26 protein-coding genes are annotated in these 26,314 nt (G+C 72.3%); 9 read left to right on the top strand and 17 right to left on the bottom strand.

Going from position 1 to position 26,314, the window contains the following annotated elements; all coding sequences use genetic code 11:
- Positions 1-146: 146 nt before the first annotated feature.
- Together ACIHAA_RS16195 and ACIHAA_RS16190 are read right to left on the bottom strand one after the other, a co-directional pair.
- The gene (locus ACIHAA_RS16195) at positions 147-905 is read right to left on the bottom strand and encodes a LysM peptidoglycan-binding domain-containing protein (RefSeq protein WP_399817406.1); all 759 of its coding nucleotides are present in this window, start codon (positions 903-905) and stop codon (positions 147-149) included.
- 490 nt (positions 906-1,395) lie between these two features.
- Positions 1,396-3,216, bottom strand: a complete 1,821-nt coding sequence (locus tag ACIHAA_RS16190) for an aminotransferase class I/II-fold pyridoxal phosphate-dependent enzyme (RefSeq protein WP_399817404.1) — start codon at positions 3,214-3,216, stop codon at positions 1,396-1,398.
- Positions 3,217-3,432: 216 nt separating this feature from the next.
- Between ACIHAA_RS16190 and ACIHAA_RS16185 the strand changes: the two genes are divergently transcribed.
- The gene (locus ACIHAA_RS16185) at positions 3,433-4,191 is read left to right on the top strand and encodes a hypothetical protein (protein ID WP_399817403.1); all 759 of its coding nucleotides are present in this window, start codon (positions 3,433-3,435) and stop codon (positions 4,189-4,191) included.
- Between the two features lie 71 nt (positions 4,192-4,262).
- On the opposite strand, the gene ACIHAA_RS16180 is transcribed toward ACIHAA_RS16185, so the two are convergent.
- Positions 4,263-4,712: a MarR family winged helix-turn-helix transcriptional regulator gene (locus ACIHAA_RS16180; protein ID WP_399817401.1), complete on the bottom strand. Its 450-nt coding sequence runs from the start codon at positions 4,710-4,712 to the stop codon at positions 4,263-4,265.
- 118 nt (positions 4,713-4,830) lie between these two features.
- On the opposite strand from ACIHAA_RS16180, the gene ACIHAA_RS16175 reads away from it, so the two are divergent.
- Together ACIHAA_RS16175 and ACIHAA_RS16170 are read left to right on the top strand one after the other, a co-directional pair.
- On the top strand, positions 4,831-5,853 hold the full coding sequence (locus ACIHAA_RS16175) for an NADP-dependent oxidoreductase (protein ID WP_399817399.1): 1,023 nt from the start codon (positions 4,831-4,833) through the stop codon (positions 5,851-5,853).
- 132 nt (positions 5,854-5,985) lie between these two features.
- A complete protein-coding gene (locus ACIHAA_RS16170; protein WP_399817397.1) occupies positions 5,986-6,813 on the top strand; it encodes an EI24 domain-containing protein in 828 nt (275 codons plus the stop codon).
- Here the strand turns inward: ACIHAA_RS16170 and ACIHAA_RS16165 are convergent.
- The 3 genes from ACIHAA_RS16165 to ACIHAA_RS16155 all read right to left on the bottom strand — a co-directional run bounded on the left by ACIHAA_RS16165 (position 6,800) and on the right by ACIHAA_RS16155 (position 10,259).
- A complete protein-coding gene (locus tag ACIHAA_RS16165; protein WP_399817395.1) occupies positions 6,800-8,065 on the bottom strand; it encodes a pyroglutamyl peptidase in 1,266 nt (421 codons plus the stop codon). The two genes, ACIHAA_RS16170 and ACIHAA_RS16165, sit on opposite strands and share 14 nt — an antisense overlap.
- Before the next feature lie 326 nt (positions 8,066-8,391).
- Entirely contained in the window at positions 8,392-9,363 is a 972-nt protein-coding gene (locus tag ACIHAA_RS16160) for an aldose epimerase family protein (protein ID WP_399817393.1), read from the bottom strand.
- A gap of 20 nt (positions 9,364-9,383) precedes the next feature.
- On the bottom strand, positions 9,384-10,259 hold the full coding sequence (locus tag ACIHAA_RS16155; RefSeq protein WP_399817392.1) for an SGNH/GDSL hydrolase family protein: 876 nt from the start codon (positions 10,257-10,259) through the stop codon (positions 9,384-9,386).
- A gap of 253 nt (positions 10,260-10,512) precedes the next feature.
- Between ACIHAA_RS16155 and ACIHAA_RS16150 the strand changes: the two genes are divergently transcribed.
- Positions 10,513-11,007, top strand: a complete 495-nt coding sequence (locus ACIHAA_RS16150) for a DUF3145 domain-containing protein (RefSeq protein WP_399817390.1) — start codon at positions 10,513-10,515, stop codon at positions 11,005-11,007.
- Between the two features lie 103 nt (positions 11,008-11,110).
- Here ACIHAA_RS16150 and fabF read toward each other — a convergent pair whose 3' ends face one another.
- The 5 genes from fabF to ACIHAA_RS16125 all read right to left on the bottom strand — a co-directional run bounded on the left by fabF (position 11,111) and on the right by ACIHAA_RS16125 (position 16,113).
- A complete protein-coding gene (fabF, locus tag ACIHAA_RS16145) occupies positions 11,111-12,382 on the bottom strand; it encodes a beta-ketoacyl-ACP synthase II (RefSeq protein ID WP_399817388.1) in 1,272 nt (423 codons plus the stop codon).
- A 121-nt stretch (positions 12,383-12,503) separates the two neighbouring features.
- Positions 12,504-12,752 carry an acyl carrier protein gene (locus tag ACIHAA_RS16140; protein WP_043440034.1) on the bottom strand — a complete coding sequence of 83 codons (249 nt, stop codon included), beginning with the start codon at positions 12,750-12,752 and terminating at the stop codon, positions 12,504-12,506.
- A 103-nt stretch (positions 12,753-12,855) separates the two neighbouring features.
- Positions 12,856-13,887, bottom strand: a complete 1,032-nt coding sequence (locus ACIHAA_RS16135) for a ketoacyl-ACP synthase III (RefSeq protein WP_399817386.1) — start codon at positions 13,885-13,887, stop codon at positions 12,856-12,858.
- A 16-nt stretch (positions 13,888-13,903) separates the two neighbouring features.
- The gene (locus ACIHAA_RS16130) at positions 13,904-14,818 is read right to left on the bottom strand and encodes an ACP S-malonyltransferase (RefSeq protein ID WP_399817384.1); all 915 of its coding nucleotides are present in this window, start codon (positions 14,816-14,818) and stop codon (positions 13,904-13,906) included.
- Positions 14,819-14,907: 89 nt separating this feature from the next.
- Positions 14,908-16,113: a PucR family transcriptional regulator gene (locus ACIHAA_RS16125; RefSeq protein WP_399817382.1), complete on the bottom strand. Its 1,206-nt coding sequence runs from the start codon at positions 16,111-16,113 to the stop codon at positions 14,908-14,910.
- Between the two features lie 85 nt (positions 16,114-16,198).
- On the opposite strand from ACIHAA_RS16125, the gene ACIHAA_RS16120 reads away from it, so the two are divergent.
- Positions 16,199-16,858, top strand: a complete 660-nt coding sequence (locus tag ACIHAA_RS16120; RefSeq protein ID WP_399817449.1) for a pirin family protein — start codon at positions 16,199-16,201, stop codon at positions 16,856-16,858.
- A 60-nt stretch (positions 16,859-16,918) separates the two neighbouring features.
- On the opposite strand, the gene ACIHAA_RS16115 is transcribed toward ACIHAA_RS16120, so the two are convergent.
- On the bottom strand, positions 16,919-17,740 hold the full coding sequence (locus tag ACIHAA_RS16115; RefSeq protein ID WP_399817380.1) for a serine hydrolase domain-containing protein: 822 nt from the start codon (positions 17,738-17,740) through the stop codon (positions 16,919-16,921).
- A 19-nt stretch (positions 17,741-17,759) separates the two neighbouring features.
- Positions 17,760-18,227: a GNAT family N-acetyltransferase gene (locus ACIHAA_RS16110; RefSeq protein ID WP_399817378.1), complete on the bottom strand. Its 468-nt coding sequence runs from the start codon at positions 18,225-18,227 to the stop codon at positions 17,760-17,762.
- Between the two features lie 94 nt (positions 18,228-18,321).
- Here ACIHAA_RS16110 and ACIHAA_RS16105 point away from each other — a divergent pair, with 94 nt between their 5' ends.
- Together ACIHAA_RS16105 and ACIHAA_RS16100 are read left to right on the top strand one after the other, a co-directional pair.
- Positions 18,322-18,798, top strand: coding sequence for a MerR family transcriptional regulator (locus ACIHAA_RS16105; RefSeq protein ID WP_399817376.1), 477 nt, complete (start codon positions 18,322-18,324; stop codon positions 18,796-18,798).
- Positions 18,795-19,811 (top strand): aldo/keto reductase, encoded by a 1,017-nt coding sequence (locus ACIHAA_RS16100; protein WP_399817374.1) that lies wholly within the window; start codon positions 18,795-18,797, stop codon positions 19,809-19,811. The genes ACIHAA_RS16105 and ACIHAA_RS16100 overlap by 4 nt, the downstream gene beginning before the upstream one ends.
- 9 nt (positions 19,812-19,820) lie before the next feature.
- On the opposite strand, the gene ACIHAA_RS16095 is transcribed toward ACIHAA_RS16100, so the two are convergent.
- The 3 genes from ACIHAA_RS16095 to ACIHAA_RS16085 form a co-directional block, all read right to left on the bottom strand.
- Positions 19,821-20,681, bottom strand: coding sequence for a DUF4429 domain-containing protein (locus ACIHAA_RS16095; RefSeq protein ID WP_399817372.1), 861 nt, complete (start codon positions 20,679-20,681; stop codon positions 19,821-19,823).
- 66 nt (positions 20,682-20,747) lie between these two features.
- A complete protein-coding gene (locus ACIHAA_RS16090) occupies positions 20,748-21,965 on the bottom strand; it encodes an alpha/beta hydrolase (RefSeq protein ID WP_399817370.1) in 1,218 nt (405 codons plus the stop codon).
- 241 nt (positions 21,966-22,206) lie between these two features.
- On the bottom strand, positions 22,207-22,848 hold the full coding sequence (locus ACIHAA_RS16085) for a TetR family transcriptional regulator (protein WP_399817368.1): 642 nt from the start codon (positions 22,846-22,848) through the stop codon (positions 22,207-22,209).
- Positions 22,849-22,960: 112 nt separating this feature from the next.
- Between ACIHAA_RS16085 and ACIHAA_RS16080 the strand changes: the two genes are divergently transcribed.
- Together ACIHAA_RS16080 and ACIHAA_RS16075 are read left to right on the top strand one after the other, a co-directional pair.
- Positions 22,961-24,589 carry an MFS transporter gene (locus ACIHAA_RS16080; protein ID WP_399817366.1) on the top strand — a complete coding sequence of 543 codons (1,629 nt, stop codon included), beginning with the start codon at positions 22,961-22,963 and terminating at the stop codon, positions 24,587-24,589.
- A 231-nt stretch (positions 24,590-24,820) separates the two neighbouring features.
- The gene (locus ACIHAA_RS16075) at positions 24,821-25,129 is read left to right on the top strand and encodes a small hydrophobic protein (protein WP_399817363.1); all 309 of its coding nucleotides are present in this window, start codon (positions 24,821-24,823) and stop codon (positions 25,127-25,129) included.
- Positions 25,130-25,351: 222 nt separating this feature from the next.
- Here the strand turns inward: ACIHAA_RS16075 and ACIHAA_RS16070 are convergent, their stop codons facing one another.
- Positions 25,352-26,158 (bottom strand): potassium channel family protein, encoded by an 807-nt coding sequence (locus ACIHAA_RS16070; RefSeq protein WP_399817360.1) that lies wholly within the window; start codon positions 26,156-26,158, stop codon positions 25,352-25,354.
- Positions 26,159-26,314 lie beyond the last annotated feature (156 nt).

Below are 26,314 nucleotides of genomic sequence, written 5' to 3'. Positions count from 1 at the left end.
GGCCCTCGGAGGGGCCCGGCGTGGCGGGGCGCCGGTGGTATGGGGGGGGGGGCGCGGCGCGCGCCCCCCCCCCCGGCGGGGCGGGGGGGGGGGGGGGGCGCCGGGGCGGCGCCCCCCCCCCACCCCGCACACACGCTTCGGACCTGTCAGTAGGCGCCGTTCACGTTGTCGATCGAGCCATAGCGGTGGTACGCGTAGTTGCACGCGGCGGTGATGTTGGCGATCGGGTCGTAGATGTTCCACGAAGTACCCGGCACATGGTACGCGTTGAACGTCGGCTGGATCACCTGGAGCAGGCCCTTGGAGGGGATACCGGCGGCCGCGTTGGAGTCCCACAGATTGATCGCCTGCGGGTTGCCCGAGGACTCGCGGATCACATTGCGGTAAATGCCGTCGTAGCTTCCGGGAATGCCGTGCTGCTTCAGAACGGCCAGGGATTCCTTGATCCAGCCGTCCAGGTTGTCGGCGTAGCCCTGGGTGCCGGTGGCGACGGCGGCCTTGGCCGGGGTGGCGGCCGTGGCCGTGCCCGCGGCCTTGGCCGGAGCGGCGGCGGGGGCGGCCGGTGCGGGGGCGGCGGAGGCGGCCGACCCGGCGGGCAGGGTCAGGACCTGGCCCGGCTCAAGGACGTATGGGCTGGTCAGGCTGTTGGCCGAGGCTATGGCCTGCCAGCCGCCGGGCACCTTGAGGGCGCGGGCGATCGAGGCGAGGTGGTCGCCGGGCTTGACGGTGTACGTCGTCGCGGCGGTGCCGGCCACGGTGGCGGTCGTCACCGGGGTGGCGGCATGGGCGGACGCGGCCGTACCGAACAGGGCCGTGCAGGCCATGGCGACGGTGCCGACGGTGACGGCGCCACCGGCGGAGAACCGGCGTGTCCGGGACGAGCGCTTAGCGGCGTGACGGGGCATGGTGCGGTCCTCATTCCAAGGTGTGCATCGTGCGCAGTTGCCGGTTCCCCTCGACAAACAGCACCGCAATTCGTTTGCGATGCCCTGCGGCGGGGACATTCTTAGCCGCCGTTAATAACTAGACAATTACCGTCTGCACTAAGCGGGCTAGTTGTCGGACGTGCACCCGAGTCGGATTCTGGTGGTGAATCCGGGCCATTAAGCGCCGCATAAAGAACTAGGCAGCTTCGTAAGTGAAGTGCGTCACGCGGGTCTCGAAATGGGAATGTGGGCTTTGCGATTGCACTTAATCCGGCGCTTCAGCGGGTAAGTGGCCCATTTTGAGCGAGCGCCCCATTGGGTGCCTGATAACAATAAAGCGGTGCTTTAGTGGCTATGGGTGCAAATCGGTCATACGGCAACACGATGTCGCCGTATCCGATGCAGTCGTGTCCGGTGACGCAGTGTCCGACGGCGCAGTGTCCGACGGCGCAGTGTCCGACGGCGCGGCTCAGCCGACCTGGTTGTACATCCCGCCCGCGGCCGGCCAGCCCAGGGGCTCCGGGGCCGGTTCCGGTTGGGTGCGGCCGCGGACCTGGGCCGCCGTGAGGCCCCCCGCGGCGGGCATGCCGCGCCGGTTCGGTGCGACGGGCGCGAGGCCGGGCAGTCCGGTTCCCGGCACGGCTTGGAGCCCGGTTCCGGGTACGGCCTGGAGACCGGTCCCTGGCACGGCTTGCAGCCCGGCCGCGGGCACCTGCGCGATCCCCGGCTGCGGGAAGTAGGCCGGGGGGATCCCCGGTGGCATGGCCGGTACCGGGGGCACCTGCGCGGGCAGCGGAGCGGCGGTCGGTGCGGGCATGGGCGCGGGCGCCGGTACGGACGGAGGCACCGGAGCGGGCATGGGTGCGGCGATCGGCAGCGCGACGGGCGCGGCCATCGGGGCCGGGGTCGGGACCGGAGCCGGGGGCGGCGCCGGGGCGGCGGGGACGCTCATCGGGGCCACGGCGGCCGCCGCGGGGGCCGGGGCCGGTACGGGTGCTGCGAGGGGCAGGGCCTGCGCGCGGGCCGGGCCGGGGCTCGGCTGCGGCATGGCCGCGGCCTGGGCGGCGATGCCCGGCAGCCCCGTCCCGTTGGTCTCGCTGACCAGCCGGTCCACGGCCGCCGTACCCGAGCTGTAGGCGGTCCCCGCGCCCGGCCCGGGTACGGCGGCTTCCTTCCCGGCCCCGTAGAGCACCTGCTCCAGTGCGGACACCAGGCGACGCACGTCCACCTGGGGGCGCACCACGAGGCGCAGGAAGCGGCTGGACGAACCGATCGTGTTGCCGCACTCGCGGACCAGGATCCGGTGCTCGGACAGCAGCCGGTCGCGGACCACGGTGCCCTCGGCGCCCACCGGGAGGCGCACGAAGAGGAAATTGCCCTGGGACGGGTAGACCGTCAGACCGGGCAGCTGGGAGAGCCGCCGGGACATGTCCAGGCGGTCCCGGCGGACCTGGTGCAGGCTCTCCAGATACTCGGCCCCGTGCTCCCTGAGCATGAACACCACTTGCTCAGCCAGGGAGTTGAGGTTCCACTTCGGCAGCGCCGAGCGGATCCGATGGGCGAGGGCGGGGTTGGCGACCAGATAGCCGAACCGTACGCCGTGCAGTCCGAAGTTCTTGCCGAGGCTGCGCAGCACGACGGCGTTCGGGCGCAGCAGGGCGTCCTGGACGACGCTGGACTCGTTCTCGGCGTCGGCGAACTCCAGGAAGGACTCGTCGATCACGACCAGGTCCAGGTCCGCCATCGCGTCCATGAACTGCACCAGCGTCTGCCGGGGCACAAAGCCGCCGTCGGGGTTGTTCGGATTGCAGACCACGGCGACGCGGGTGCCGCGCTTGCGGATGAACTCCGCGTACTGGGCGAGGTCCAGGGTGAAGCCGCTGGACTCCTGGAGCGGGAACATGTCGACCCGCTTGCCGGTCTCCATGGGCTGGTCGGTCCAGCGGCCGAAGGTGGGGACCGGGACGGCGAGCGACTCGCGGACCAGCAGATGGTCGATCCAGGTGATCAGCTCCGTGGAGCCGTTGCCCATGGCCACGCACTGCGGCGGGAGTTGGAGCAGCTCGCACAGCTCGGCGGTGACGGTGTCCGCGTCGCTCGGGTAGTACGTGATGATCTCCCGCAGCCGCCCCGCCAGCTCGTCGAACATGGCGGGTGTCGGGAAGTAGGGGTTGCAGGGGATGCAGAAGTCCACCGGACCGGTCCCGTCCCCGCTGTCCCGGGTCAGTGCTGCCATCGAGCGGCCCCGGGCCGCCGTGGAGCGGAACAGCGAGGTGGCGCTCTCGGCCATGGAACCTCCGTATGGGCGGGCCCGGCGGGGGACGGGGGGCCCGTTGTCCTGGGGTGGCCCGCGCGGGGGAGCGCGGGCCGCCCTCTCATACGGAGCGGGGGGCGGCGGTGTTCAACACGAAGGGGACCCGGTGTTCGAGAGTTTTTTCGGTCCCCACAGAACCTTCACCGCGGAGCCTAGGAACGTGACCTTTCCGGAACTTAGTCTTCCGGCGTCATGGACTACTGCGACCCGTGCCGAAGGCACCTCAACGGCGCCCTCGCCTGCCCGGGGTGCGGCACTCCGGCCGAGGAGCTGAGCGCGTACCCCGAGGATGCGCGCCCCCTCCCGGACACCCCCCTCGCGGACACCCCCCACGAGGAACACGGTCCCGACGTGCCCTACGGCTCCGGCGGGCCCCACGGCTCCGGCGGTCCCGGCGGCCGGGGGCGCCGTAAAGGGCGCGGGGTGTCCGGTGACGGCGGCACGCGCTCCGGACGGCGTGACCGCAAGGCCGCCGCGCACCGGCGGCGCCGACGGCGGGTCCTGTTCGTGGGCACCGGGCTGCTGCTCGCGGCCGGGGGACTGAGCCTGGCCGAACTCGGCGTGGAGGCACCCGGATCGGCCCCGAGGACCGCGACGGCCGAGGAGGCGACGACGGACGCGGCGGCCTCCCCGGGCGAGACCACCGGCCCGTCGGGGGGCGTCGAGGACGCACGCGTGGCCCCTGCGTCCGCCGCGTCGGCCTCGTCCTCGGCGTCCCCGTCACCGTCCGCGTCCGCCACGGACAAGGAGTCCGGGCAGGACCGGGAGAGCGCCGGATCCACCCCGCCGGCCGCCCCGACCGCCCGGCCGGGCGGCCCCACCGCGGCCCCCACCACGACCGCGACCGGAGCCCCGGCCACCACACCGCCCGCGTACCCGGCACCGACGACCGCGCACCCCCAGCCGTCACCGACGAAGACATGCAACCGGTTCCTGTGGTGGTGCACCTAGGTCCGGACCCGCGACCGGCGCCGCGACAGCCGTAGACAAGCCGTCCGTCAGTCCCCCTGCGCAGGGAGATGTCAGTCCTCCTGTGCAGGGAGCCCCAGCATTCTGCGCAGCAGGTCGCGCAGGGCGAGCTGTTCGTCGGGGGAGAGTCCCGCGAGGGGTTCGCGGGCGAAGTCGAGGGAGCTGCGCAGGCCGCGGGCCACCCTGCGGCCCTCCTCCGTCGGCGCCGCGAGCTTCACCCGGCGGTCCGCCGGGTCCGGGCGGCGCTCCACCAGGCCCCGCGCCTCCAGCCGGTCCACGATGCCGGTGACATTGGAGGGCTCGCACTTCAGCTGCTGCGCCAGCCTGCGCATCGGCAGCGGCTCCAGCGTCAGCAGACCCAGCAGACGCGCCTGCGCCCCGGTCAGCGCGTGCTCGGCCGCCGCCTGCTCGTACTCCTCGTGGTAGCGGGCCACGACCGATCCGATGAGGTCCACGACCTCCAGCGTCAGGGGGTCGATCCGGGGCGTCTTCTGCGTGGCCATGCCCTCCAGGGTACCCCCTTACTTGACATCCTGAAATATTCAGGAGCATGGTTGTTTCAGACAGTGAAGTATTTCCGGCGTCCATGTCCCCCACGTCCCCCACGTAAGGAAAGGCCCCATGTCCGAGACTCCCGCCCTCCCCGCCGTCAGCCGCGAATGGCACCTGCTCAACCGCCCGGTCGGCTGGCCCAAGCCCGAGGACTTCGCCCTGGTCGAGGCCGAGGTGCCGCAGCCGGGCGAGGGGCAGCTGCTGGTGCGCAACGAGTACCTCTCCGTCGACCCGTACATGCGCGGCCGGATGAGCGCCGCCAAGTCCTACGCCGCCCCCTACGACCTGAACCGCGCGATGCAGGGCGGCGCGGTCGGCGAGGTCCTCGTCTCCCGGGTCGACGGCATCGAGCCCGGCGACCACGTCCTGCACTTCTCCGGCTGGCGCGAGTACGCGGTCGTGGACGCCAGGACCGTCGTCACGGTGGACCCCGAGGCCGCGCCCCTGTCCACCTACCTCGGCGTGCTCGGCATGCCCGGTCTGACGGCCTATGCGGGCCTGCTGCGCGTCGCCGCCTTCAAGGAGGGCGACTCCGTCTTCGTGTCCGGTGCCGCTGGCGCCGTCGGCAGCCAGGTCGGGCAGATCGCCAAGCTGAAGGGCGCCTCCCGGGTCATCGGCTCCGCCGGTTCGGACGAGAAGGTCAAGCTGCTGGTCGAGGAGTACGGCTTCGACGCCGCCTTCAACTACCGCAACGGCCCGGTGAGCGAGCAGCTGCGCCAGGCCGCCCCGGACGGTGTCGACGTGTACTTCGACAACGTCGGCGGCGACCACCTGGAAGCCGCCGTCGGCTCCCTCAACCAGGGCGGCCGGATCGCCGTCTGCGGCATGATCTCGGTCTACAACAACACCGAGCCCGCGCCCGGCCCGAAGAACCTCGCCCGGCTCATCCAGACCCGCGGCCGGATCGAGGGCTTCCTCGTGGGCGACCACTACGACCTCCAGCCGCAGTTCGTCCAGGAGGTCGGCGCCTGGATCCGCTCCGGCGAGCTGAAGTACCGCGAGACCGTCCTCGAAGGCATCGAGAACAACCTGGAGGCGTTCTTCGGGGTCCTGCGCGGCGACAACACCGGAAAGATGATCGTCAAGCTCTGACGGAGCCCGTGACCCGCGCCGACCGGCGTCGTTGCGTACGGGGAAAGGCCGTGCCCTTGGACGTGGGGCGCGGCCTTTCCCCTGGCCCGGCCCGGACGGGAGCCGTCCGGCCGGATCGGTAAAGTTCCGTCCATGCGCGATCTCGGGGCGGGTTTCGGACACCTTCTGGAAGGCCAGCGATGGATGGCCCGGCACAGGCGGAGCTACGGTCTCGGCCTTCTGCCGGGACTGATCACCCTGGTGCTCTACGGGGCCGCGCTCGCCGCCCTGGTCGTCTGGGGCGAGTCCGCCGTCACCTGGGCCACCCCCTTCGCCGACGGCTGGCCGGGCCCATGGACCGGCCTCTTCCGCGGCTTCCTCACCGTCGTGCTGTTCGCCCTCGCCCTGCTCCTCGCGGTCCTCACCTTCACCGCCGTCGCCCTCCTGGTCGGCCAGCCCTTCTACGAGAGCCTCTCGGAGCGGGTGGACCGCGATGTCTCCCCGGACGGCACCGCCCCGCAGTCGGACCTGCCCCTCCACCGCGAACTGTGGATATCCGCGCGGGACAGCCTCCGCATCCTCGTCCGCGCCGCCCTGTGGGGCCTGCTGCTGTTCGCCCTCGGCCTGCTCCCCTTCGTGGGCCAGACCGTGGTCCCGGTGCTCGGCTTCTTCGTCACCGGCTTCTTCCTCACCGAGGAACTCACCGCCGTCGCCCTCCAGCGCCGGGGCGTCGAACTCCGGGCGCGCCTGGCCCTGCTGCGCTCCCGCAAGCTGCTCGTCTGGGGCTTCGGCACCCCCCTCGGACTCGCCTTCCTCGTCCCCGTCGCCGCCGTCCTCCTGATGCCGGGCGCCGTCGCGGGCGCCACCCTGCTGGCCCGCGACCTGCTGGGCGAGGAGACGGGCCGCGACGGCGACGACGGAGACGGGGACGAGGGGGCGGACACCCGGTCCCCCGAGGAGGAGCGGGTCAGCCGGTCCTGACCCCGGTGCCGAAGGCCGCGTCCGCCGCCGACGTCACGATCGCCCGCACCTGGTCCACGATGTCCCGCCGGTTCTGCTCGAAGCCGGGATCGGTGACGGAACCGGTCGCCGGGTCCGTGTTCCCCGCCCCGAACTCCAGCACCGGCGTGTGCAGATGGCCGCCCGGCAGCCGGTCGTGCAGCCCCAGCCGGTCCCGCAGCAGCGTCGCCCGGTACGCGATCTCGTTGGACAGGTAGTCGCCGCCGCCCCCGGCCCGCGCCGAGGACCCGGGCGTCGGCCCGTCCGGTCGTACGACGGGGCCGCCACCGCCCGCCGGGATCTCGGTGACCTCGGTGTGGTCGACGACGGGGAAGCGCCCGGTGGCCGCGGAGACGACCGCCCGGTACGGCAGCGTCGTCGAGGTCCACTGCGGCTGGGTGGCCGGGTCGTCGACCGGGATCGTCCCCGTCCGGCCGATGCCGTCGTTGTCCGCGAAGCCGCCCCGCCACGCCCCGTTGGTCCGCTCCACGTCGAAGCGCCCCGGCCGGCCCTGGCTCACCGTGGTGAAGAGGTCCACCCGCGGCAGCTGCCGCCCGAGGACGCGCTCCACGGTCCCCTCGGCGAAGTCCTGCCAGCGGACCGGGAAGAGCACGGCCTCGATGCGCGCCGGTCCCCCGGCCGTACGGACCGTGGTGCCGTCGAGCGCCAGCGCGGCGGCACCCGAAGGATTGGAGATACGGATGTCCCGGTCCAGGGTGAACGGGTCGAACCCGGTGACCAGAATCCGCTTCACGGCCCGGCCCGGCGGAAAGCGCACGGCGTCCTGACCGCGGGAGGCGGCCTCCAGCTCCGACAGCAGCTGCTCCCGCCCGGCACCGGACAGCGCGAACCCCGGCTCCCAGGTCCGCAGTTCCCGGCTCATCCCGAGCCGGGCCCAGTACAGCGGCCGGTCGTCGTCCCGGGCGAGATCACCGCCCGCGGGGCCCCGCCCCTGCGCCCGGTCCACCGCCCGCCGCCACAGCAGGGACCCCTGGCGCTCCACGGCCCGCTCGGCCTGCGCATAGGAACGGGCCTCCGCGAGGGACCGCGCCAGCCGCGGAGGCAGGGAGTCGAAGCCGGAACGCCTGAGGATCTCCTGCGGGACCGGACGGTCGAGCCGCTGCTCCTCCACGGTCGCCGCGGAGGCCGGGGCCGCCGCCGCGGCGCCGGGGGCCCCGAGCCCCGCGAGCAGGGCCAGTCCGAGGATGCCGATCCGAACGCGTATCGCATGCACGGGAGTTGCCGTCCTTCCGTCACGTGGAATGCGTGGTGCCGGACGCGTCGCAGTATTCCGTGCGGGGGGCGGGCGGGGCCATGGTGCCCGGGCAAGGGGACGGCGGACCCGTGTGGGGGTGTGTGAAGGGTTCGTACGAGGTTGCGGACGGGCGGCCGATCCCCGTCCGCCGTCACCGCCCCGGCGGTTACCGTCTGGTGCGGGGCACGGGGTCGCCCCATGAGCAGCCCCGGTCCGGGACCTGACCCCGGGCCGGGGCTCGTCCCCGCCCGCGCCCGCCCCGCGGTACGGGCGCACCGATATGGCGCCGTCACACCGAGCAGGACCTAGCGCACCGAGAAGCCGTACACCGTCTCCGACCGGTACACCCCGCCGGGCCTGAGCACCGTGCTGGGGAAGTCCGGGCGGTTCGGGGAGTCGGGGAAGGCCTGGGTCTCCAGGGCGACTCCGGCGCCGGGGGCCAGCGGGGCGCCGAGGTGGTCGCCGGTGTAGAGCTGGAGCCCGGGCTCGGTCGTGGCCACCGTGAGCATCCGCCCCGACACCGGGTCGCTCAGCCCGGCGACCTCGACCGGGGCTGTGGTCGGGCCCTTGTCGAGGACGAAGTTGTGGTCGTAGCCCGGGCCGGTTTCGCGGGCCGTCCGGAAGTCCAGCCGGGTGCCGTCCACCTCGGCGGGCGCGCCGGCCGGGATCAGCGCCGCGTCCACCGGGGTGTACCGGGAGGAGGCGATCCACAGCTCGTGCCCGGCCGGGCGGCCGGTACCGGTCAGGTTCCAGTAGGAGTGGTTCGTCAGGTTCACCACGGTCGGCGCGTCCGTGACGGCCTCGTAGGCGATCCGCAGCGCGCCCCGCTCGTCGAGGGTGTAGGTCGCCGAGACGTCGAGCCGCCCCGGGAAGCCCTCCTCGCCGTCCGGGCTCACCCGGGACAGCCGCACCCCGTGCTCCACCGGCTCCGCCCGCCACACCCGCTTGTCGAAGCCCTCGAGGCCCCCGTGCAGCGAGTTCGGCCCGTCGTTCGCCGCGAGTACGCAGTCCCGGCCGTCCACGGTGAAACGCGCCCCCGCGATGCGGTTGGCGTACCGGCCGACCAGCGCCCCGAGATACGGCTCCGGATGGCGCAGATAGCCCTCCAGGTCCGGGAAGCCCAGCACCACGTCCGCCCGCCGCCCGTCACGGTCCGGCACCTCCACGGACTGCACGATCCCGCCGTACGACAGCACCCGCACCCGGACCCCGCCCCGCTCAAGGGTCCACCGCAGGACCGGGGTGCCGTCGGGAAGTGCGCCGAAAGGTTCGCTCATGAGCGAACCTTAGGCCCTCCCTAAGCCACCGGCTTCTTCGCGGTGACCGTCCGGTAGGCGATCTCGGCGAGGCGGGCCTGACCGTCCCGGCTCGGGTGGAACCAGTCCCACTGGCTCAACTGCCCCGTCCCGAAGCGGTAGTCGAAGACCGCGTTGCCGTCGAAGCGGCACCGCCGGTCCTTGGCGCACACCTCCTTCAGCACCTGGTTGTACGCCTCCACCCGCGCCTGCACCGCGTCACGCCGCTTGTTCGCCCGCGCGTCCAGCGCGTCCGCGTCGCCCAGCATCGACGGGCAGATGCCCAGCTTCCACACCTGCTTGCCCAGCTGGCTGGTGCGGCCCTGCGACCACAGCCGCTTCAGGTTCGGCACGCTGGACACATATACCTGGGTCTTCGGCAGCGAGGCGCGCAGCGAGTCCAGGGCCGCCTGGAACTGCTTGCGGAAGGCCGCCACCGGGGTCATCGCGGAGACGGTGGAACGGCAGGCGTCGTTGGCGCCCACCATCACCGTCACCAGCTCCGGCCGCCGCGGCACCGCCTGCATGATCTGCGCGGGCAGATCCGCCATCCGGGACCCGGTCACCGCGTAGTTCCAGCTGCGCTCCTCGGCCCCGGCCGCCCCGAGCAGCCGTACGGCGAGACTGTCCACCGCGGTGTCGCTGCCCGTCGCCCACGAGACCTGGGGGCAGTCGGACAGCACCGTGCAGGCGTCGAAGCCGCGGGTGATGGAGTCGCCCACCGCGGCGATCGAGTCGGGGGCGCGGTTCCAGACCGGGGCGGTGCCGCCCCGCGGAGCGGCACCGCCGCCACCGGAGGAGTCACAGCCCGCGAGTCCCAGAACGGCCGCCACCGCCACGGCGGCGACGGCCCGAGAGCCACGGCCCGGTTTCCGCATCCCCTGTCCCCTCGTTTCGTTCGTCGTCGCACGCAGCCGGTCCGCGCACGGATCGCCCGCAGTTGTTCGGGCGGCATTCGAACACGCTGGGTCAGCCCCGCGTCCCCTTGGGTGAAACCTCGGGGTTCGAGGGCACCGGGACCGACGGTACGTCACACTCCTTGCGCCGCCGCACGGTAGCCTCGCCCCGTGGCCGCCCTGCCACGCCCGTTCCGTAAAGTTACAAGATGTCGCGGTCTGCCCGGAGGTTCAGGTGACGACACGTGGAGTCCTGTACGTGCACTCCGCGCCACGCGCACTGTGCCCGCATGTCGAGTGGGCCGTCGCGGGCGTGCTCGGGGCGCGCGTCAGTCTCGACTGGATCCGCCAGCCCGCCGCACCCGGCACCTGGCGGTCGGAGTTCTCCTGGCAGGCAGAGGCGGGCACCGCGTCCAAACTCGCCTCCGCGCTGCGCGGCTGGCATCTGCTGCGCTTCGAGGTCACCGCGGAGCCCTGCCCGACCGCCGAGGGCGAGCGCTACAGCTGCACCCCCGACCTCGGGATCTTCCACGCGGTCACCGGCATCCACGGGGACATCCTGATCCCCGAGGACCGGCTGCGCGCGGCCCTGGTGCGCTCCCAGCGCGGCGAGAGCGAGCTGGAGGCCGAACTCGCCAAGCTGCTCGGCAAGCCCTGGGACGACGAACTGGAACCCTTCCGCTACGCGGGAGAGGGCGCCCCGGTGCGCTGGCTGCACCAGGTCGTCTGACCGGCCGTCACCCCGCGCGCCCCTCGGCGCGTCACCCGTTCGTACGAAAGGGCCCCCGCGGATTCGCGGGGGCCCTTCGCACGGCCGTCGGGGACGGCCCGGGTCAGATGGTGCGGAACGCCAGCACCACGTTGTGGCCGCCGAAGCCGAACGAGTCGTTCAGCGCGGCGACCCGGCCCTCGGCCGGCAGCTTGCGGGCCTCGCCGCGGACCACGTCCGCGTTGGCCTCGGCCTCCGGGTCGATGTTCTCGAGGTTGATCGTCGGCGGGGCCAGCCGGTTGTAGAGCGCGAGGACGGTCGCCACCGACTCCACACCGCCCGCGCCGCCGAGCAGATGACCGGTCATCGACTTGGTCGCGGAGACCGCCATGTGGTCCGCGTCGTCGCCGAAGACCTTGCGCAGCGCCTTCAGTTCGGCGATGTCACCGGCTGGGGTGGAGGTGGCGTGCGCGTTCACATGCACGATCTCCGCCGGGTCCAGGTCGCTGTGGTCCAGCAGGTTCTGGAGGGCGTGCGAGATGCCGCGGCCCTCGGGCTCCGGCTGCACGATGTCATGGGCGTCCGCGGAGATGCCCTGTCCGACGGCCTCCGCGTAGACACGGGCACCGCGCCGGGCGGCGTGCTCGGCGGACTCCAGGACCAGCACGCCCGCGCCCTCGCCGAGGACGAAGCCGTCGCGGTCGACGTCGTAGGGACGGGAGGCACCCTGCGGGTTCTCGTTGTTCTTGGACATCGCCATCATGTTGCCGAACGCGGCGATCGGCAGCGGGTGGATGGCCGCCTCGGTGCCGCCCGCGACCACGACATCGGCGCGGCCGGTGCGGATCATCTCGATGGCGTAGCCGATGGCCTCGGCGCCCGAGGCGCAGGCGGAGACCGGGGTGTGCACACCGGCGCGGGCGCCGACGAGCAGACCCACATTGGCGGAGGGGCCGTTCGGCATCAGCATCGGGACGGTGTGCGGGGAGACACGGCGTACGCCCTTCTCCTTCAGCACGTCGTACTGGTCGAGCAGGGTGGTCACGCCGCCGATGCCGGAGGCGATGACCGCGCCGAGACGGTCGGGGTCGATGTCCGCGCCCTCACCGGCCTTCTCGGTGAAACCGGCGTCCGCCCAGGCCTCCTTGGCCGCGATCAGCGCGAACTGCGCCGAGCGGTCCAGCCTGCGGGCCTGCGGCCGCGGAATGACCTCCGACGGCTCCACCGCGATCTGCGCGGCGATACGGACCGCCTGCTCGGCGGCCCAGTCCTGCTCCAGGGGACGGACTCCGGACCTGCCGGCGACCAGACCCTCCCAGGTAGAGGCCGCGTCGCCACCCAGCGGTGTGGTTGCGCCGATACCGGTGACGACCACGGTGCGATTGGTCGAGCTCACGGGAATTCTTTCTCCAACGGATGCGAGGATTCAGCGGCGCCACCGCCGGGTGGCGGGGCAACGGCCCGTTTTACCGGGCCGTCGGCCCGGCGCTGGGCTGTCTGCCCAGGTGATCGGTCGATCAGGCCTGGTGCTTGAGGATGTACTCGGCGGCGTCGCCGACGGTCTTGAGGTTCTTCACGTCGTCGTCGGGGATCTTGACGTCGAAGCGCTCTTCGGCGGCGACGACGACCTCGACCATGGACAGCGAGTCGACGTCCAGGTCGTCGGTGAAGGACTTGTCCAGCTGGACGTCCTCGGTGGGGATCCCGGCGATCTCGTTCACGATCTCGGCGAGACCGGCGACGATCTCTTCCTGAGTGGCGGCCATGTCAGGCGCTCCTTCGTAATTATCCAGAGGGTGTGGCGCCCGCCGCGTCGGCGGCAGGTGTGTGCAGCTCCCGTGCCGGACCGGATGATCCGGCACGGAGTGCCTAGGGGAGGGTAACGACCGTCGCGGCGTACACGAGACCCGCCCCGAAGCCGATGACGAGCGCGGTGTCGCCGCTCTTCGCCTCGCCGGTCGCCAGGAGCCGCTCCATCGCGAGCGGGATCGAGGCGGCCGAGGTGTTGCCGGTGGTCCGCACATCACGCGCGACCGTGACGTGCTCCGGCAGCTTGAGAGTCTTCACCATCGAGTCGATGATCCGCACATTGGCCTGGTGCGGGATGAAGACGTCCAGGTCGTCCGCGGTGATCCCGGCCGCGTCCAGCGCCTGCTGGGCGACCTTCGCCATCTCGAAGACGGCCCAGCGGAAGACCGCCTGGCCCTCCTGTGTGATGGCCGGGAACTTGACGTTGCCCTCGCTGTCCAGCGGAAGCTGGGAGATGTCGCCCAGCCGGAACGCGTTCCAGGGCACCGTCTGCTTGATGGTCTCGGACTTGTCGCCCTCCGAGCCCCAGACGGTCGGGCCGATGTGGGGCTCCTCGGAGGGGCCCACCACGACCGCGCCCGCGCCGTCGCCGAACAGGAAGGCGGTGGCCCGGTCCTCCAGGTCCGTCAGGTCCGACAGCCGCTCCACGCCGATGACGAGGACGTACTCCGCGGACCCCTCGACGATCATGCCCTTGGCGAGGGTGAGGCCGTAGCCGAAGCCCGCGCAGCCGGCCGAGATGTCGAAGGCGGCGGCCTTGTCGGTGCCGAGCTTGTCGGCGATCTCGGTGGCGACGGCCGGGGTCTGGCTGAAGTGCGAGACGGTGGAGACGACGACCGCGCCGATCCGCTCGGCGGGGATCCCGGCGTCGGCGATCGCCTTCCCGGCCGCCTCGACCGACATCGCGGCGACGGTCTCGTCCTCGTTCGCCCAGTGCCGGGTCTCGATGCCGGAGCGGGAGCGGATCCACTCGTCGGAGGAGTCGATCTTCTCCAGGATCACCTCGTTGGGCACCACCCGGACCGGACGGTAGCCGCCGACCCCGAGAATGCGCGCGTACGGAGCACCCTTCCGCGCCTTGATCTTCGACATGCTCTCGGGCTCCTAATCAGGCACTGTGCTCGGCGACCAGGTCGCGAGCGGCGTCGAGGTCGTCAGGGGTCTTCAGGGCCAGCGTCTGCACACCCGGCAGCGCGCGCTTGGCGATACCCGTGAGGGTGCCGCCGGGGCACACCTCGATCAGCGCCGTGACGCCCAGCTTCTCGAAGGTCTCCATGCACAGGTCCCAGCGGACCGGGTTGGCCACCTGGCCGATCAGCCGCTGGAGCACCTCGGCCCCGGTGGCGACGGCCTGACCGTCCTTGTTCGAGACGTAGGTGATCCGCGGGTCGGCGGGCGTGAGCGCCTCGGCCGCCTCCGCGAGCCGGTCGACCGCGGGCGCCATGTGGTGGGTGTGGAACGCACCGGCGACCTTCAGCGGCACCACCCGGCGTACGCCCTCGGGCTTGTCCTCCGCCAGCGCGGCCAGCTGCTCCAGGGTGCCTGCGGCGACGATCTGCCCGGCGCCGTTCACGTTCGCCGGGGTCAGGCCCAGCTTCTCCAGGTGCGGGAGCGTCGTCGCGGGCTCGCCGCCGAGCAGGGCCGACATGCCGGTGGGCGTGCTGGCGGCGGCCTCGGCCATGGCCAGACCGCGCTTGCGGACCAGGCGCAGCGCGGCCGTGTCGTCGAGGATGCCGGCGAAGGCGGCCGCGGTGATCTCGCCGACGCTGTGTCCGGCGACCGCGCCCGGGGTGATGTCACCCAGTGCCGCGGCGGACAGCAGACCCGCGGCGACCAGCAGCGGCTGGGCCACGGCGGTGTCACGGATGGCGTCGGCGTCGGCCTGCGTGCCGTAGTGGGCGAGGTCGAGCCCGATGGCGTCCGACCAGGCCGCGACGCGGTCGGCGGCGCCGGGGAGGTCGAGCCAGGGAGTCAGAAAGCCGGGCGCCTGGGCGCCCTGGCCGGGAGCGACGAGTACGAGCACTCTCACACTCTCTCTTGGGGACGGCCGGGGCCGCCCGTGGGGACAAGGACGAAGAACGGCAGGGGGTTTTGTGGGCCCCCAACAAAAGGCTAGGTCTGGGGATCTCCCTCGGCCAGACGCCCCAGGATCAGTGCGATCCGCAACGTGAACGCGGAGCGTACATCAGAAGGCGACCATCCGGTGACGTCAGTCACACGTCGGAGCCGGTAGCGCACGGTGTTCGGGTGAACGAAGAGCATGCGGGCGGCGCCTTCCAGACTGGACGCCTGCTCCAGATACACGCTGAGCGTCTCCAGGAGTGCGGATCCCGCCTCCTCCAGCGGTCTGTAGATCTCCTCCACCAGCTGCTCGCGCGCGCTCGGATCACCGGCGATCGCGCGTTCCGGCAGCAGATCGTCGGCCAGGACCGGGCGCGGTGCGTCCTGCCAGGCGGAACACGCCTTGAGGCCCGCGGCGGCGGCCTGCGCGGACCGGGTCGCGGCCAGCAGGTCGGGCACGATCGGCCCGGCGACCACGGGGCCCGCGGCGAAGGGTCCGATCAGCGACTTGGCGACGGCGAGCGGATTGTCGCTGCCGCCCGCGACCACCACGAGCCGGTCCCCGAGCACCCCCGTGAGCACCTGGAGCTTGGCGTGCCGGGCGGCCCGCCGGATGGCCTCGACCGTCAGCTCGCTGTCCCCGTCGGGTGCCGTGCCCAGCACCACGCACACATGGTCGGGGGAGTTCCAGCCGAGCGCGGCGGCCCGGCTGACGGCGCCCTCGTCGGCCTCACCGCTGAGCACCGCGTTGACCACCAGCGACTCCAGCCGGGCGTCCCAGGCGCCGCGTGCCTCGGCGGCCTGGGCGTAGACCTGGGCGGTGGCGAAGGCGATCTCCCGGGCGTAGACGAGGAGCGCCTCGCGCAGCACCGACTCGTCGCCGGGGGCGGCCACCTCGTCGATGGCCGACTCCATGACCTCGATGGTCGTCCGCACCATCTCCACGGTCTGCCGCAGGGTGATGGCCCGGGTCAGCTCGCGCGGCGCGGTCCCGAAGACATCGGTGGAGATGGCCTGCGGGGCGTCCGGGTGCCGGAACCACTCGGTGAAGGCGGCAATGCCCGCCTGTGCCACCAGGCCGATCCAGGACCGGTTCTCCGGGGGCATCGCCCGATACCACGAGAGCGTCTCGTCCATGCGCGCGATGGCCTGCGCGGCAAGGCTTCCGGACGATTTCTCCAGCCGCTTCAGGGTCGCGGCGTGCGAATGGACGGAATGCGCTGCGGGCTCGGGATGGGTGGCTTCGGGTTCGGGCACGGGGACAAGACTGCCTTATCGGGACGGGGCAGTGCGGCGGCGGGTCCCAGTGGGGGAGACGCGCGGGACTACGGTGGACGCTGTGATGGACGTACGGCGCGCCGGTGAGCGCTACCGCGGAGGGGACCCGGCCTCGGGGATCGAGTCCCTGCACGCCTTCAGCTTCGGCCCCCACTACGACCCGGACAACCTGCGGTTCGGCGCGGTGCTCGCCTGCAACGAGGAGCGGCTGGCACCGGGTGCCGGATTCGACGAGCACCCGCACAGCCACACCGAGATCGTCACCTGGGTGGTGGAGGGGGAGCTGACCCACCGCGACTCGACCGGCCACCGCACGGTGGTGCGCCCCGGCGACGTCCAGCGGCTGAGCGCGGCCGACGGGGTCCGCCACACCGAGCGCAACGACGCCGCCGTCCCCCTGGTCTTCGTGCAGATGTGGCTGGCCCCGCTGGAGCCGGGCGGCGAGCCCTCCTACGAGGTGGTGCACGGCATCGCGGACTCCACCCCGTACGCGGTTCCCGGGGCGGGCGCGCTCCTCCACGTCCGGCGGCTGGCCCCGGGGGAGCGCACGGCGGTACCGGACGCGGCCCGGGCGTATCTGCACGTGGTGCGCGGCGGTGTACGGCTGGGCGGGCCGGATCTCGGCCCGGGGGACGCGGCCCGGATCACGGATGCCCGGGACCTGGAGGCGGTCGGCGACCCGGTGGGCGCGGAGCTGCTGATGTGGGAGATGGCCGCAGGCTGAGCCCGGGGCGAGCCGCCGGGCGGCCGGGCCGGGGGTGGCCGGGCCCGGGGTGGGCGGCCCTCAGCCCCGTACCTCCGCCAGCACCGCGTCCGTGAACGGCGTCCACGCCTCGACCGCCCAGGGCCCGAACGCCCGGTCCGTCAGCGCCACGCACGCCACGCCCGCCGCCGGGTCCACCCACAGGAAGGTGCCGGACTGGCCGAAGTGCCCGAAGGTCCCGGGCGAGGACGAACGCCCCGTCCAGTGCGGCGACTTGGCGCCGCGGATCTCGAAGCCGAGGCCCCAGTCGTTGGGGTTCTGGTGCCCGTAGCCCGGCAGGACGCCCTTGGTGCCCGGGTACTGCACGGTCATCGCCTCGGCGACCGTGCGGGGGTCAAGGAGCCGGGGTGCCTGGAGTTCGGCGGCGAAGCGCACCAGGTCGGCGACCGTGGAGACGCCGTCCTTGGCGGGGGAGCCGTCGAGGGCGGTCGAGGCCATGCCGAGCGGCTCCAGGACCGCCTGCCGGGCGTACTCGGCGAACGGGATCTCCGTCGCCTTCGCCACATGGTCGCCCAGCACCTCGAACCCGGCGTTGGAGTACAGCCGACGCTCCCCGGGCGCCGACATGATCCGGTGCTCGTCGAACGCCAGACCGGAGGTGTGCGCCAGCAGATGGCGCACCGTCGCTCCGTCCGGCCCGGCGGGCTCGTCCAGCTCGACGGCCCCCTCCTCGTACGCGACGAGCACCGCGTAGGCGGCGAGCGGCTTGGTGACGGAGGCCAGCGGGAAGCGGTGGCCGACCGGCCCGCGGGTGCCGAGCACGGTGCCGTCCGCGCGGACGACCGCCGCGGCGGCGGTGGGAACGGGCCAGTTCTCGGTCAGCGCCAGGCTCTGGAGGGACATGCGCCCGAGCCTATGCGGCTCACAGCGTCAGCCGCATCGAGGGGTCGGGCTTGCGCACAAAACCCAACGCGGCATACAACGGCTCGGCCTGCGCGGAGGCGTTCAGATCGACATTGCGCACCCCCTGCTCCCGGAGCCACCCCAGCAACGCTTCCATGCAGGCCCGGGCATAGCCGCGCCGCCGGGCGCCGGGATCGGTGGCCACACTGAAGACGTGCCCGGCCCGGCCCTGCGGATTGCCCGGCCGCCCGATCCGGTACTCGACCGTTCCGACGGCCAGCGCGGCAAGCGTGTCGGGGCGGTCGGGGCTGTCGATCACAAAGGCGGCGAAGCCCTCGTCCGCCGCACCGAGGCGGCGGCGCAGGGTCGGCAGGGACTCCGCATGCCACGGGGCGGAGTCGGCGGAGTACAGCGCGTCCAGCATCACCTGGCGCAGTCGCAGCAGTTCGGCGGCATCCTCGGGCAGGGCCCGGCGTACAAGGGTCATGAGGCGCACGGTAGTCACCCGGGCTCGCAGGGGCTTCGGGAATTCGCCGGATTCTGCTTGCTTGGAGTGCACTCCAAGGTTTTAGCGTGGGGGCATGACGGTGATGGAGACCCTGCCCGAGGCGGCCGACCCCGCGACCGACGTCTGCTCCGAACCGACCGAACGGCACCCCCGCCCCGACGGCCGGGACAGCTACACGATCAGCGAGGTCGTCGCCTTCACCGGCCTCACCGCGCACACCCTGCGCTGGTACGAGCGGATCGGGCTGATGCCCCACATCGACCGCTCCCACACCGGCCAGCGCCGGTACTGCAACACCGACCTGGACTGGCTCGACCTGGTCGGCAAGCTCAGACTCACCGGAATGCCCGTCGCCGACATGGTGCGCTACGCCGAACTGGTGCGGGCCGGACAACACACCTACGGCGAGCGCTACGAGCTCCTGGAGGCCACCCGCCGGGACGTTCTCGCCCGGATCGCGGAACTCCAGGACACGCTGGCGGTGCTCAACCGGAAGATCGATTTCTACGCGGACGCCGGGCACGCCCCGGCGTCGGAGAGGTCCCGATGACGGACAGCAGGATCGCACGGGTGCGGCTCGGCAGCGACGGCCCCGAGGTGGGCGCGCAGGGCCTGGGCTGCATGGGGATGAGCTGGGCCTACGGCCCCACGGACGCCGGGGAGGCGCGCGCCGCACTGGAGCGGGCGCTCGAACTGGGCATCACGCTCTATGACACCGCGGACGCCTACGGCTCCGGGGAGAACGAGACGTTCCTGTCGCCGTTCTTCAAGGCGCACCGGGACGAGGTCGTGATCGCCACCAAGTTCGCGCTCTCGATCCCGCCGGACGACCCCACGAAGCGGATCGTCCGCAATGACCCGTCCTACATCCGCGCCTGCGTCGAGGCGAGCCTGAGGCGCCTGGACGTCGAGGTGATCGACCTTTACTACATGCACCGCCGCGATGTGAACGTGCCGATCGAGGAGACCGTCGGCGCCATGGCGGAGCTGGTGCGCGAGGGCAAGGTGAAGCACCTCGGGCTGAGCGAGGTCACGGCCGGTGAGCTGCGCGCCGCCCAGGCGGTCCACCCGATCGCCGCCGTGCAGTCGGAGTGGTCCCTGTTCAGCCGGGACATCGAGGCGCATGTGGTGCCGGCCGCCCAGGAGCTGGGCGTGGCCCTGGTGCCGTACTCGCCGCTGGGCCGCGGCTTCCTCACCGGCTCCTTCGCCAACGCCGAGACCGACCTCACCGACCAGGACTTCCGCCGTACGATGCCGCGCCTCACCGGTGAGAACGCGACCGCCAACCAGGCGCTCCTGGAGCCGGTCCGCACGGTCGCGCAGGCGCACGGCGTCTCGCTGGCCCAGATCGCGCTGGCCTGGGTGCAGCAGCGGAGCGCGGTGCACGGCCTCGCCGTGGTGCCGATCCCGGGCACGACCCGGCGCTCCCGGGTCGAGGAGAACACGGCGGCGACCCGGATCGTGCTGACGGACGAGGAGCTGGCGCTGCTGGAGCCGATCGCGGCCAAGGTGGCGGGCGACCGCTACCCGGACATGACGTTCGCGTCGGCGGGCCGGGAGTAGCGCCCCGGGCTACAGCTCCGCGAGCAGCTCCGCCTTCTTGACGGAGAACTCCTCGTCGGTGACGAGCCCGGCCTCGTGCAGCTCCCCGAGGTGCCGGATCCGTTCGGCGATGTCCGCCGGGTCCCGGCGGGCCGCCGGGACCGTGGCGGCGGGCACGGCCGCGGGTCCGGCCGCCCGCACCGCGGCCAGCACCGCCGCGGCGAACGGCAGCGACTCGTGCACCGGGCCGTATCCGAGCCCGAAGACCACCGCGGCCGGGTCCTGGTCCGGCGGCACCGGCTGTCCGGTGTCCGCGTCGCGCCGCAGCAGCCGCAGATGGCCCTCCAGGGCCTCGGGGGAGCGCCACTCGACCCCGCTGAGGCCGGTGACCGGGACGTTCTGGTCGCCGGCCTTCCACTTGGCGGAGGACGCGCCGGTCCAGGACCAGCGGAAGGACACGGTCCGTCCGTCGAAGGACGCCTTCCCGTCGTAGGCCTTGAAGTGCAGCGGCGCCTCGGGGGGTGCCACCAGGAACCGTTCGGCCGGGGTGGTGTCCTCGCCGGTCAGGGACCGCAGCTCGTCGGCGTAGTACTCGGCGAGGGTGTGCCGGTCGGCGGGCAGGACCAGCCGGTAGGGGTCGGCGGCCTCCTTGAGCTGTCCGGCCGCCGCCTCCATCAGCGGGTCGGCGCCGGGCCGTGGCACCGCGCGCAGCACGGCGGCCCCGCGCCTGCCCCGGGTCAGCGTCACGCCCGCGATCGCCTCCAGCGGGATCCGGCGTTCGCCGAGCGCCTGGAACAGCTTCGGCGCACGGATGCCCCGTTCGAAGCGGATGAGCACGGAGTCGGACTCGAACTCCCAGACGGCATGAAATCCGGCCAGTACGTCACCCATGCGGCTCATCGTATGCGGCACGTGCTCCTCCGTCGCCTCCCCGGAAAGACCGCAATTCCTGTTGTTCTACGCGTGTCCGGCCGGCGTCGTGCCGGACAAACCCGTCCGGCAGGTGTCGGTGCTGTCGGCGCAGTCCACCGAGCGGTAGTCGCCGACACCGATCTCGGCGAAGTTGCGCAGGCTCTCGGTCCCCGGTGCGAAATAACCGGCATGTCCCTTCGCTCCCTGTGCGGACAGCACCCGTGACCCGAAGCCGCGGGAGACCGGGTCGGCACCGTGGCCGAGGCCCCCGACCTCCAGGTAGGGCACGTCCTGGATCCAGTCGTCGGCGTCCCGCATCGCCCACACCCGGGCCGTGGTGCCCAGGGCGGAGGCCGAGGCGGCGCGCATCCCGGGGCTGCCCGCGACCGTGATGTCGGAGACCCGGGGCGGCAGGGTGTGCGCGGCCACCCCGCACAGCACCGAGCCGTAGCTGTGGCAGTACAGCTGGACGGGCGCCCGGCCCGGCAGGGCGCGGAGCAGCGCGTTCAGCCGTACGGAACCCTCCACGGCGCGCATCGCGGTCGCCGCCTCCATGCCGAGGCCGTCGGGCGCGGTGTAGTCGGCCCAGGCGATCACGGCCGTACGGCTGCGGGGGTTCGCGGCGCGCTCCGCCGCGTAGAGCGACTTGGCCATCCCGGCGGGCGCCGAGTACATGCGGTAGGTGCGCTGGAAGGTCAGCAGGTCGGTGTCGACCCCGGGGACGACCACCGACACCCGCCGGGCCGTGTTCAGGTCGCCCATGACCTCGGCGATCCGGCCGGAGCCCTCCGGGTCGAAGGCGAGGATCTGCCGCCCCTGCGCGCTCAGCGCCTCGAAGCGGTGCATCAGGCGGCCCGCCTCCTGCTGTCCGACCGAGGACAGCCGGTCGTCGTGCATCCGGGCGCGCTCGACCTTGCGCTGCTGGTCCAGGGCGGTGCGGTTGGCCTCGTAGCGCAGCTGTACGGGCGCTCCGTTCATGTTGCCGACCGCGAGGGGGTAGCGGTGGGCGAGGGCGGAACGCTGGTGGGGGCCGAGCGAGGCGAAGAAACGGGCCAGCAGCGCGGGGGACCCCTCGGGGTCCGGCAGGTCGCGCCCGGCGATCCGGCCGTGCTCCCACGCGGAACGCGAGGCCGCGAGGGGCGTGGCGTCGGGGTGGCTGCGCACGGCGGTCCAGCCGGTCGTCGCGAGCATCACGAAGACCACGGCCAGCGCGAGCAGTGCGCGCCAGACGTTGAGTTGCGGGGAGGTGTCGAAGGAAGTCACTGGAAGGACACACTAGGAGAACGACCGTGTCTCGCGTTAACCGAGTGACGCGTCTCACGTTTCACGCCCATAAATTCCGGCAAATCGGGCGCAGTTCATCGATGATCGTCACACTGCGTCGATGAGACGTGCGCCACTCGGCACGCGGTGTCACCGTGACCTCACTCCACCGGCCGTGGCCCGCGCCTCGTCTGACGGGAATTCACTTGACGTGCACGGGATCGGCACCGGCCGTCCGGCGTCAGTCCGTGCGCCACATTTCGGCCAGTGCGGGGCGTACGGCGTCCAGGTGCCGGGCAGTCAGCTCGCGCAGCGCGTCCACGCTTATGTCCTGGCCCGTGCACCACAGCCGCTCCGTGACCCGCATCACCCCGCCGAACACCGCCACCGCGACGCGCGGGCGGGGATCCGCGTCCACGTCGACGTCCTCGCGCTCGGCGACGATGCGGGCGATGCGCTCCTCCAGCTCCGCCGAGCGGCGCAGATGGGTGGCGAACAGGGAGGGGGTCGACTCGATCAGCCGATAGGTCCGCAAGTGCAGCTCGGCCGGGACGATCTCCTCGATGGCGTCGCCTATGGTCCCCCAGCCCTCCAGGATGGCGTGCCGCAGCGCCTCCAATGGCGCCTCGTGGGGCGGCCGGGCGACCACCGCCTCCATGAAGTGCGACTCCGCCAGGGACTGGACGAAGAAGACGGCGTCCTCCTTGCCCGCGAAGTAGCGGAAGAAGGTGCGCTGCGAGACGTCCGCGGCCTCCGCGATCTCGTCCACGGTCGTGGCCTCGTAGCCCTGGGTGGTGAACAGCTCCAGCGCGGCTCTCAGCAGGCTGTCCCGGGTGCGCTGCTTCTTGCGTTCGCGCAGGCCGGGCCGCGGCGCCGTCTCCATGGGGCCTCTTTCTGTCCATCCGCCCGGTTCGGGCCATCGGTGCATGACGCGACAGTTACTGACTTGTGAATAGGTTTGTCAACTGTCAGTGGCTGTCACTAATCTCGAAAACATGACTAATCAAACCACCGTCGACGCGACGGAGCCGGGGGACAGGACGGCCGGCCGGTCGGCAGCACCGCCGGATCAGGTGCCGGGCCGCGGGCTGCGCGGGCATCCGTGGTTCACTCTGGTCTCGGTCGCCATCGGCGTCATGATGGTCGCCCTGGACGGCACCATCGTGGCCATCGCCAACCCCAAGATCGCCAAGGACCTCGGCGCCAGCTTCTCCGACGTCCAATGGATCACCAACGCCTACTTCCTCGCTCTCGCGGTCACCCTGATCACCGCGGGCAAGCTCGGCGACCGCTTCGGCCACCGCCAGACCTTCCTGATCGGTGTGGTCGGCTTCGCCTCCGCCTCGGGCGCCATCGGGCTGTCCAACAGCATCGCCCTCGTCATCACCTTCCGGGTGTTCCAGGGCCTGTTCGGCGCACTGCTGATGCCGGCCGCGCTCGGCCTGCTGCGGGCCACCTTCCCGGCCGAGAAGCTGAACATGGCGATCGGCATCTGGGGCATGGTCATCGGCGCCTCCACCGCGGGCGGTCCGATCGTCGGCGGCCTGCTGGTCCAGCACGTCGGCTGGCAGTCCGTCTTCTTCGTCAATGCGCCGGTCGGCGCCCTCGCACTCGTCCTCGGCCTGCTGATTCTCAAGGACCACCGCGCCGAGAACGCGCCGCGCTCCTTCGACCTGCTCGGCATCGCGCTGCTGTCCGGCGCCATGTTCTGCCTGGTCTGGGCGCTCATCAAGGCACCGGCCTGGGGCTGGGGCGACGGCAAGACCTGGGGCTTCATCGGCGTGTCCGTGCTGGGCTTCGCCCTCTTCTCCTTCTGGGAGACCCGGGTGCGCGAGCCGCTGATCCCGCTCGGGCTGTTCCGCTCGGTGCCGCTGTCGGCCGGTGTCGTCCTGATGGTCCTGATGGCGATCGCCTTCATGGGCGGTCTGTTCTTCGTGACCTTCTACCTTCAGAACGTGCACGGGATGAGCCCCGTCAACGCGGGTCTGCACCTGCTGCCGCTGACCGGCATGATGATCGTCGGATCGCCGGTCGCGGGCGCCCTGATCACCAAGGTCGGCCCGCGCACCCCGCTGGCCGGCGGCATGCTGCTCACCGCGGTCGCCATGTTCGGCATGTCGAAGCTGGAGGCCGGTACAAGCACCGGCGTCATGTCCATCTGGTTCGCGCTGCTGGGCTTCGGCCTCGCGCCCGTGATGGTCGGCGCCACCGAGGTGATCGTGGGCAACGCGCCGATGGAGCTGTCCGGTGTGGCCGGCGGTCTCCAGCAGGCCGCGATGCAGATCGGCGGCAGCCTCGGCACGGCCGTCCTGGGCGCGGTCATGGCGTCCCGGGTGGACAGCGACCTCCCGGACAACTGGACCGCGGCCAAGCTGCCGCCGCTCGGCTCCGCCCAGCTCGACCAGATCTCCCAGGTGGTCCAGCAGGGCATCGCACCGGTGCAGAAGGGCACGCCCGCCCCGGTCGCCGCGAAGATCGCGAGCGTCGCGCACGACACCTTCATCTCCGGCATGGGCCTGGCCTGCCTGGTCGCCGCCGGTGTCGCGGCCGTCGCCGTCCTGGTCGCGCTGTTCACCAAGCGCGGCGACAACCCGGAGGCGGCAGCGGGAGCCGCGCACGTCTGACGCAGTTCCCGGCGATTTCCCCCATCAGGGTGAACTCGCTAAAGATCCCGCCCGCCCGTGCGCGCCGCAGGTCACAGTGGGGCACGTCCTCCGTGTCAACAGGGGTACGACCGGAGGACCGCCCGACTGCGGCGCGCTGCTGGAGGGGGGCAGCGCGCAGGCAGGAATTGGCCGGGAAGTCGGGGGTACCCGCACATCAGGCCCGAACTGAAGAACAAGTTCAGGGAGTTGATGATGGCGGGTTTTGGAAACAGTGCGCGCAGGTACCCCCGCTCACGGGGCCGGACGTGGTCCCGGACCGGGCCGGATCGCGCAACGCTTGAGATCGTCGGAGTCATCTGTGCGGTCGCGGGCTTCTTCGTCCTCGGCATCATCCTCGGACCGATAGCGGCGCTCTGCGGCTGGCTGGCCATGGGCCGCAGCTGGACGGGCTCCCGCTCGGTGCCGGCCCTCATCGCCCTGGTGCTGGGCGGGATCGACACCCTGCTGGCCATCATCTGGCTGGCCGGCGCCGCCGCCCCCGGGAACGGACTGCTCTGACCCGGAGGAAACGAGAACGGGCCCCGGCTTCGGCCTGGGGCCCGTCTCCTTGCGCACGGGCGCGTGCGTACGCGCAGCCGCGGTCGGCCTGACCGGCGGCGCAGGGCCGTGAGCGACACGACCGACGGCGGCGGATGAAGGCGACATCGCTCCCGACGGCACTCCGGCCGACGTCGGCGTGGCCGACTGGCTCTACGGCGACGCGGCCGAACGCGACGAGTTCTACGGCGACGCGGCCGACGACACCGCGGCCGACGGCGCGGCGACCGCACCGGGGATTCCCGACCGTGCGGTGACCGCACCGGGCGGGCCCGTCAACGCGGCGACCTCCGCCCTCAGCGCCCGTACCTCCTCCGTCAGCGCCTCGATCGCCGCCGTCTGCCGCCGCTCCTCCACGTCGTCCTTCTCGAACCGCGCGATGAACCAGGCGGCGATGTTCGCCGTCACCACACCGAGCAGGGCGATACCGGACAGCATCAGCCCGACCGCGATCATCCGCCCGAGTCCGGTGGTCGGCGCGTGGTCCCCGTAGCCCACGGTCGTCATCGTGGTGAACGACCACCACACCGCGTCGCCCAGCGTCTTGATGTTCCCCCGCGGCGAGTCCCGCTCCACCGAGAGCACGGCCAGCGAACCGAACATCAGCAGCCCGACGACCGCCCCGGCCACATAGGTGGTCAGCCGGATCTGCGAGGCCATCCGCGCCCGGCGGCCCACCAATATCAGCGTGGCCACCATCCGCAGCAGCCGCAGCGGCTGGAGGATCGGCAGCACCACCGCGCACAGATCGAGCCAGTGGGTCCGCACGAACTCCCGCCGCCGCCCGCTGAGCGCCAGCCGCATCAGATAGTCGGCGGCGAACGCGGCCCACACCACCCACTCCACCACCGTGCACCCGGTGGCCAGCGCGCGGGACGCCCCGCTGTCCACGATCGGCACGGCGTAGGCGGCCGCGAAGACCACGGCGAGCGCCAGCAGCGGCCGCTGGGTGTGGTTCTCCCAACGGGCCTGCGGCGATTGCTGGTTCATGCCCGCATCGTAAGGAACAGGCCGCGGGGGGGGGGGGCCCCCCCCCCCCCCCCCCCCCCCCCCGCGCACCCGCCCCCCCCCCCCCCGGGGCGCCCCCCCCCCCCGGGGGGGGGGGCCCGCCCCCACACCCCCCCCCGGCCCCGGGCGGGGGCGGTT

The sequence above is a fragment of the Streptomyces sp. NPDC052040 genome (assembly GCF_044548405.1).
Lineage (GTDB): Bacteria > Actinomycetota > Actinomycetes > Streptomycetales > Streptomycetaceae > Streptomyces.
This window is presented reverse-complemented; position numbering and strand designations above follow the sequence as displayed.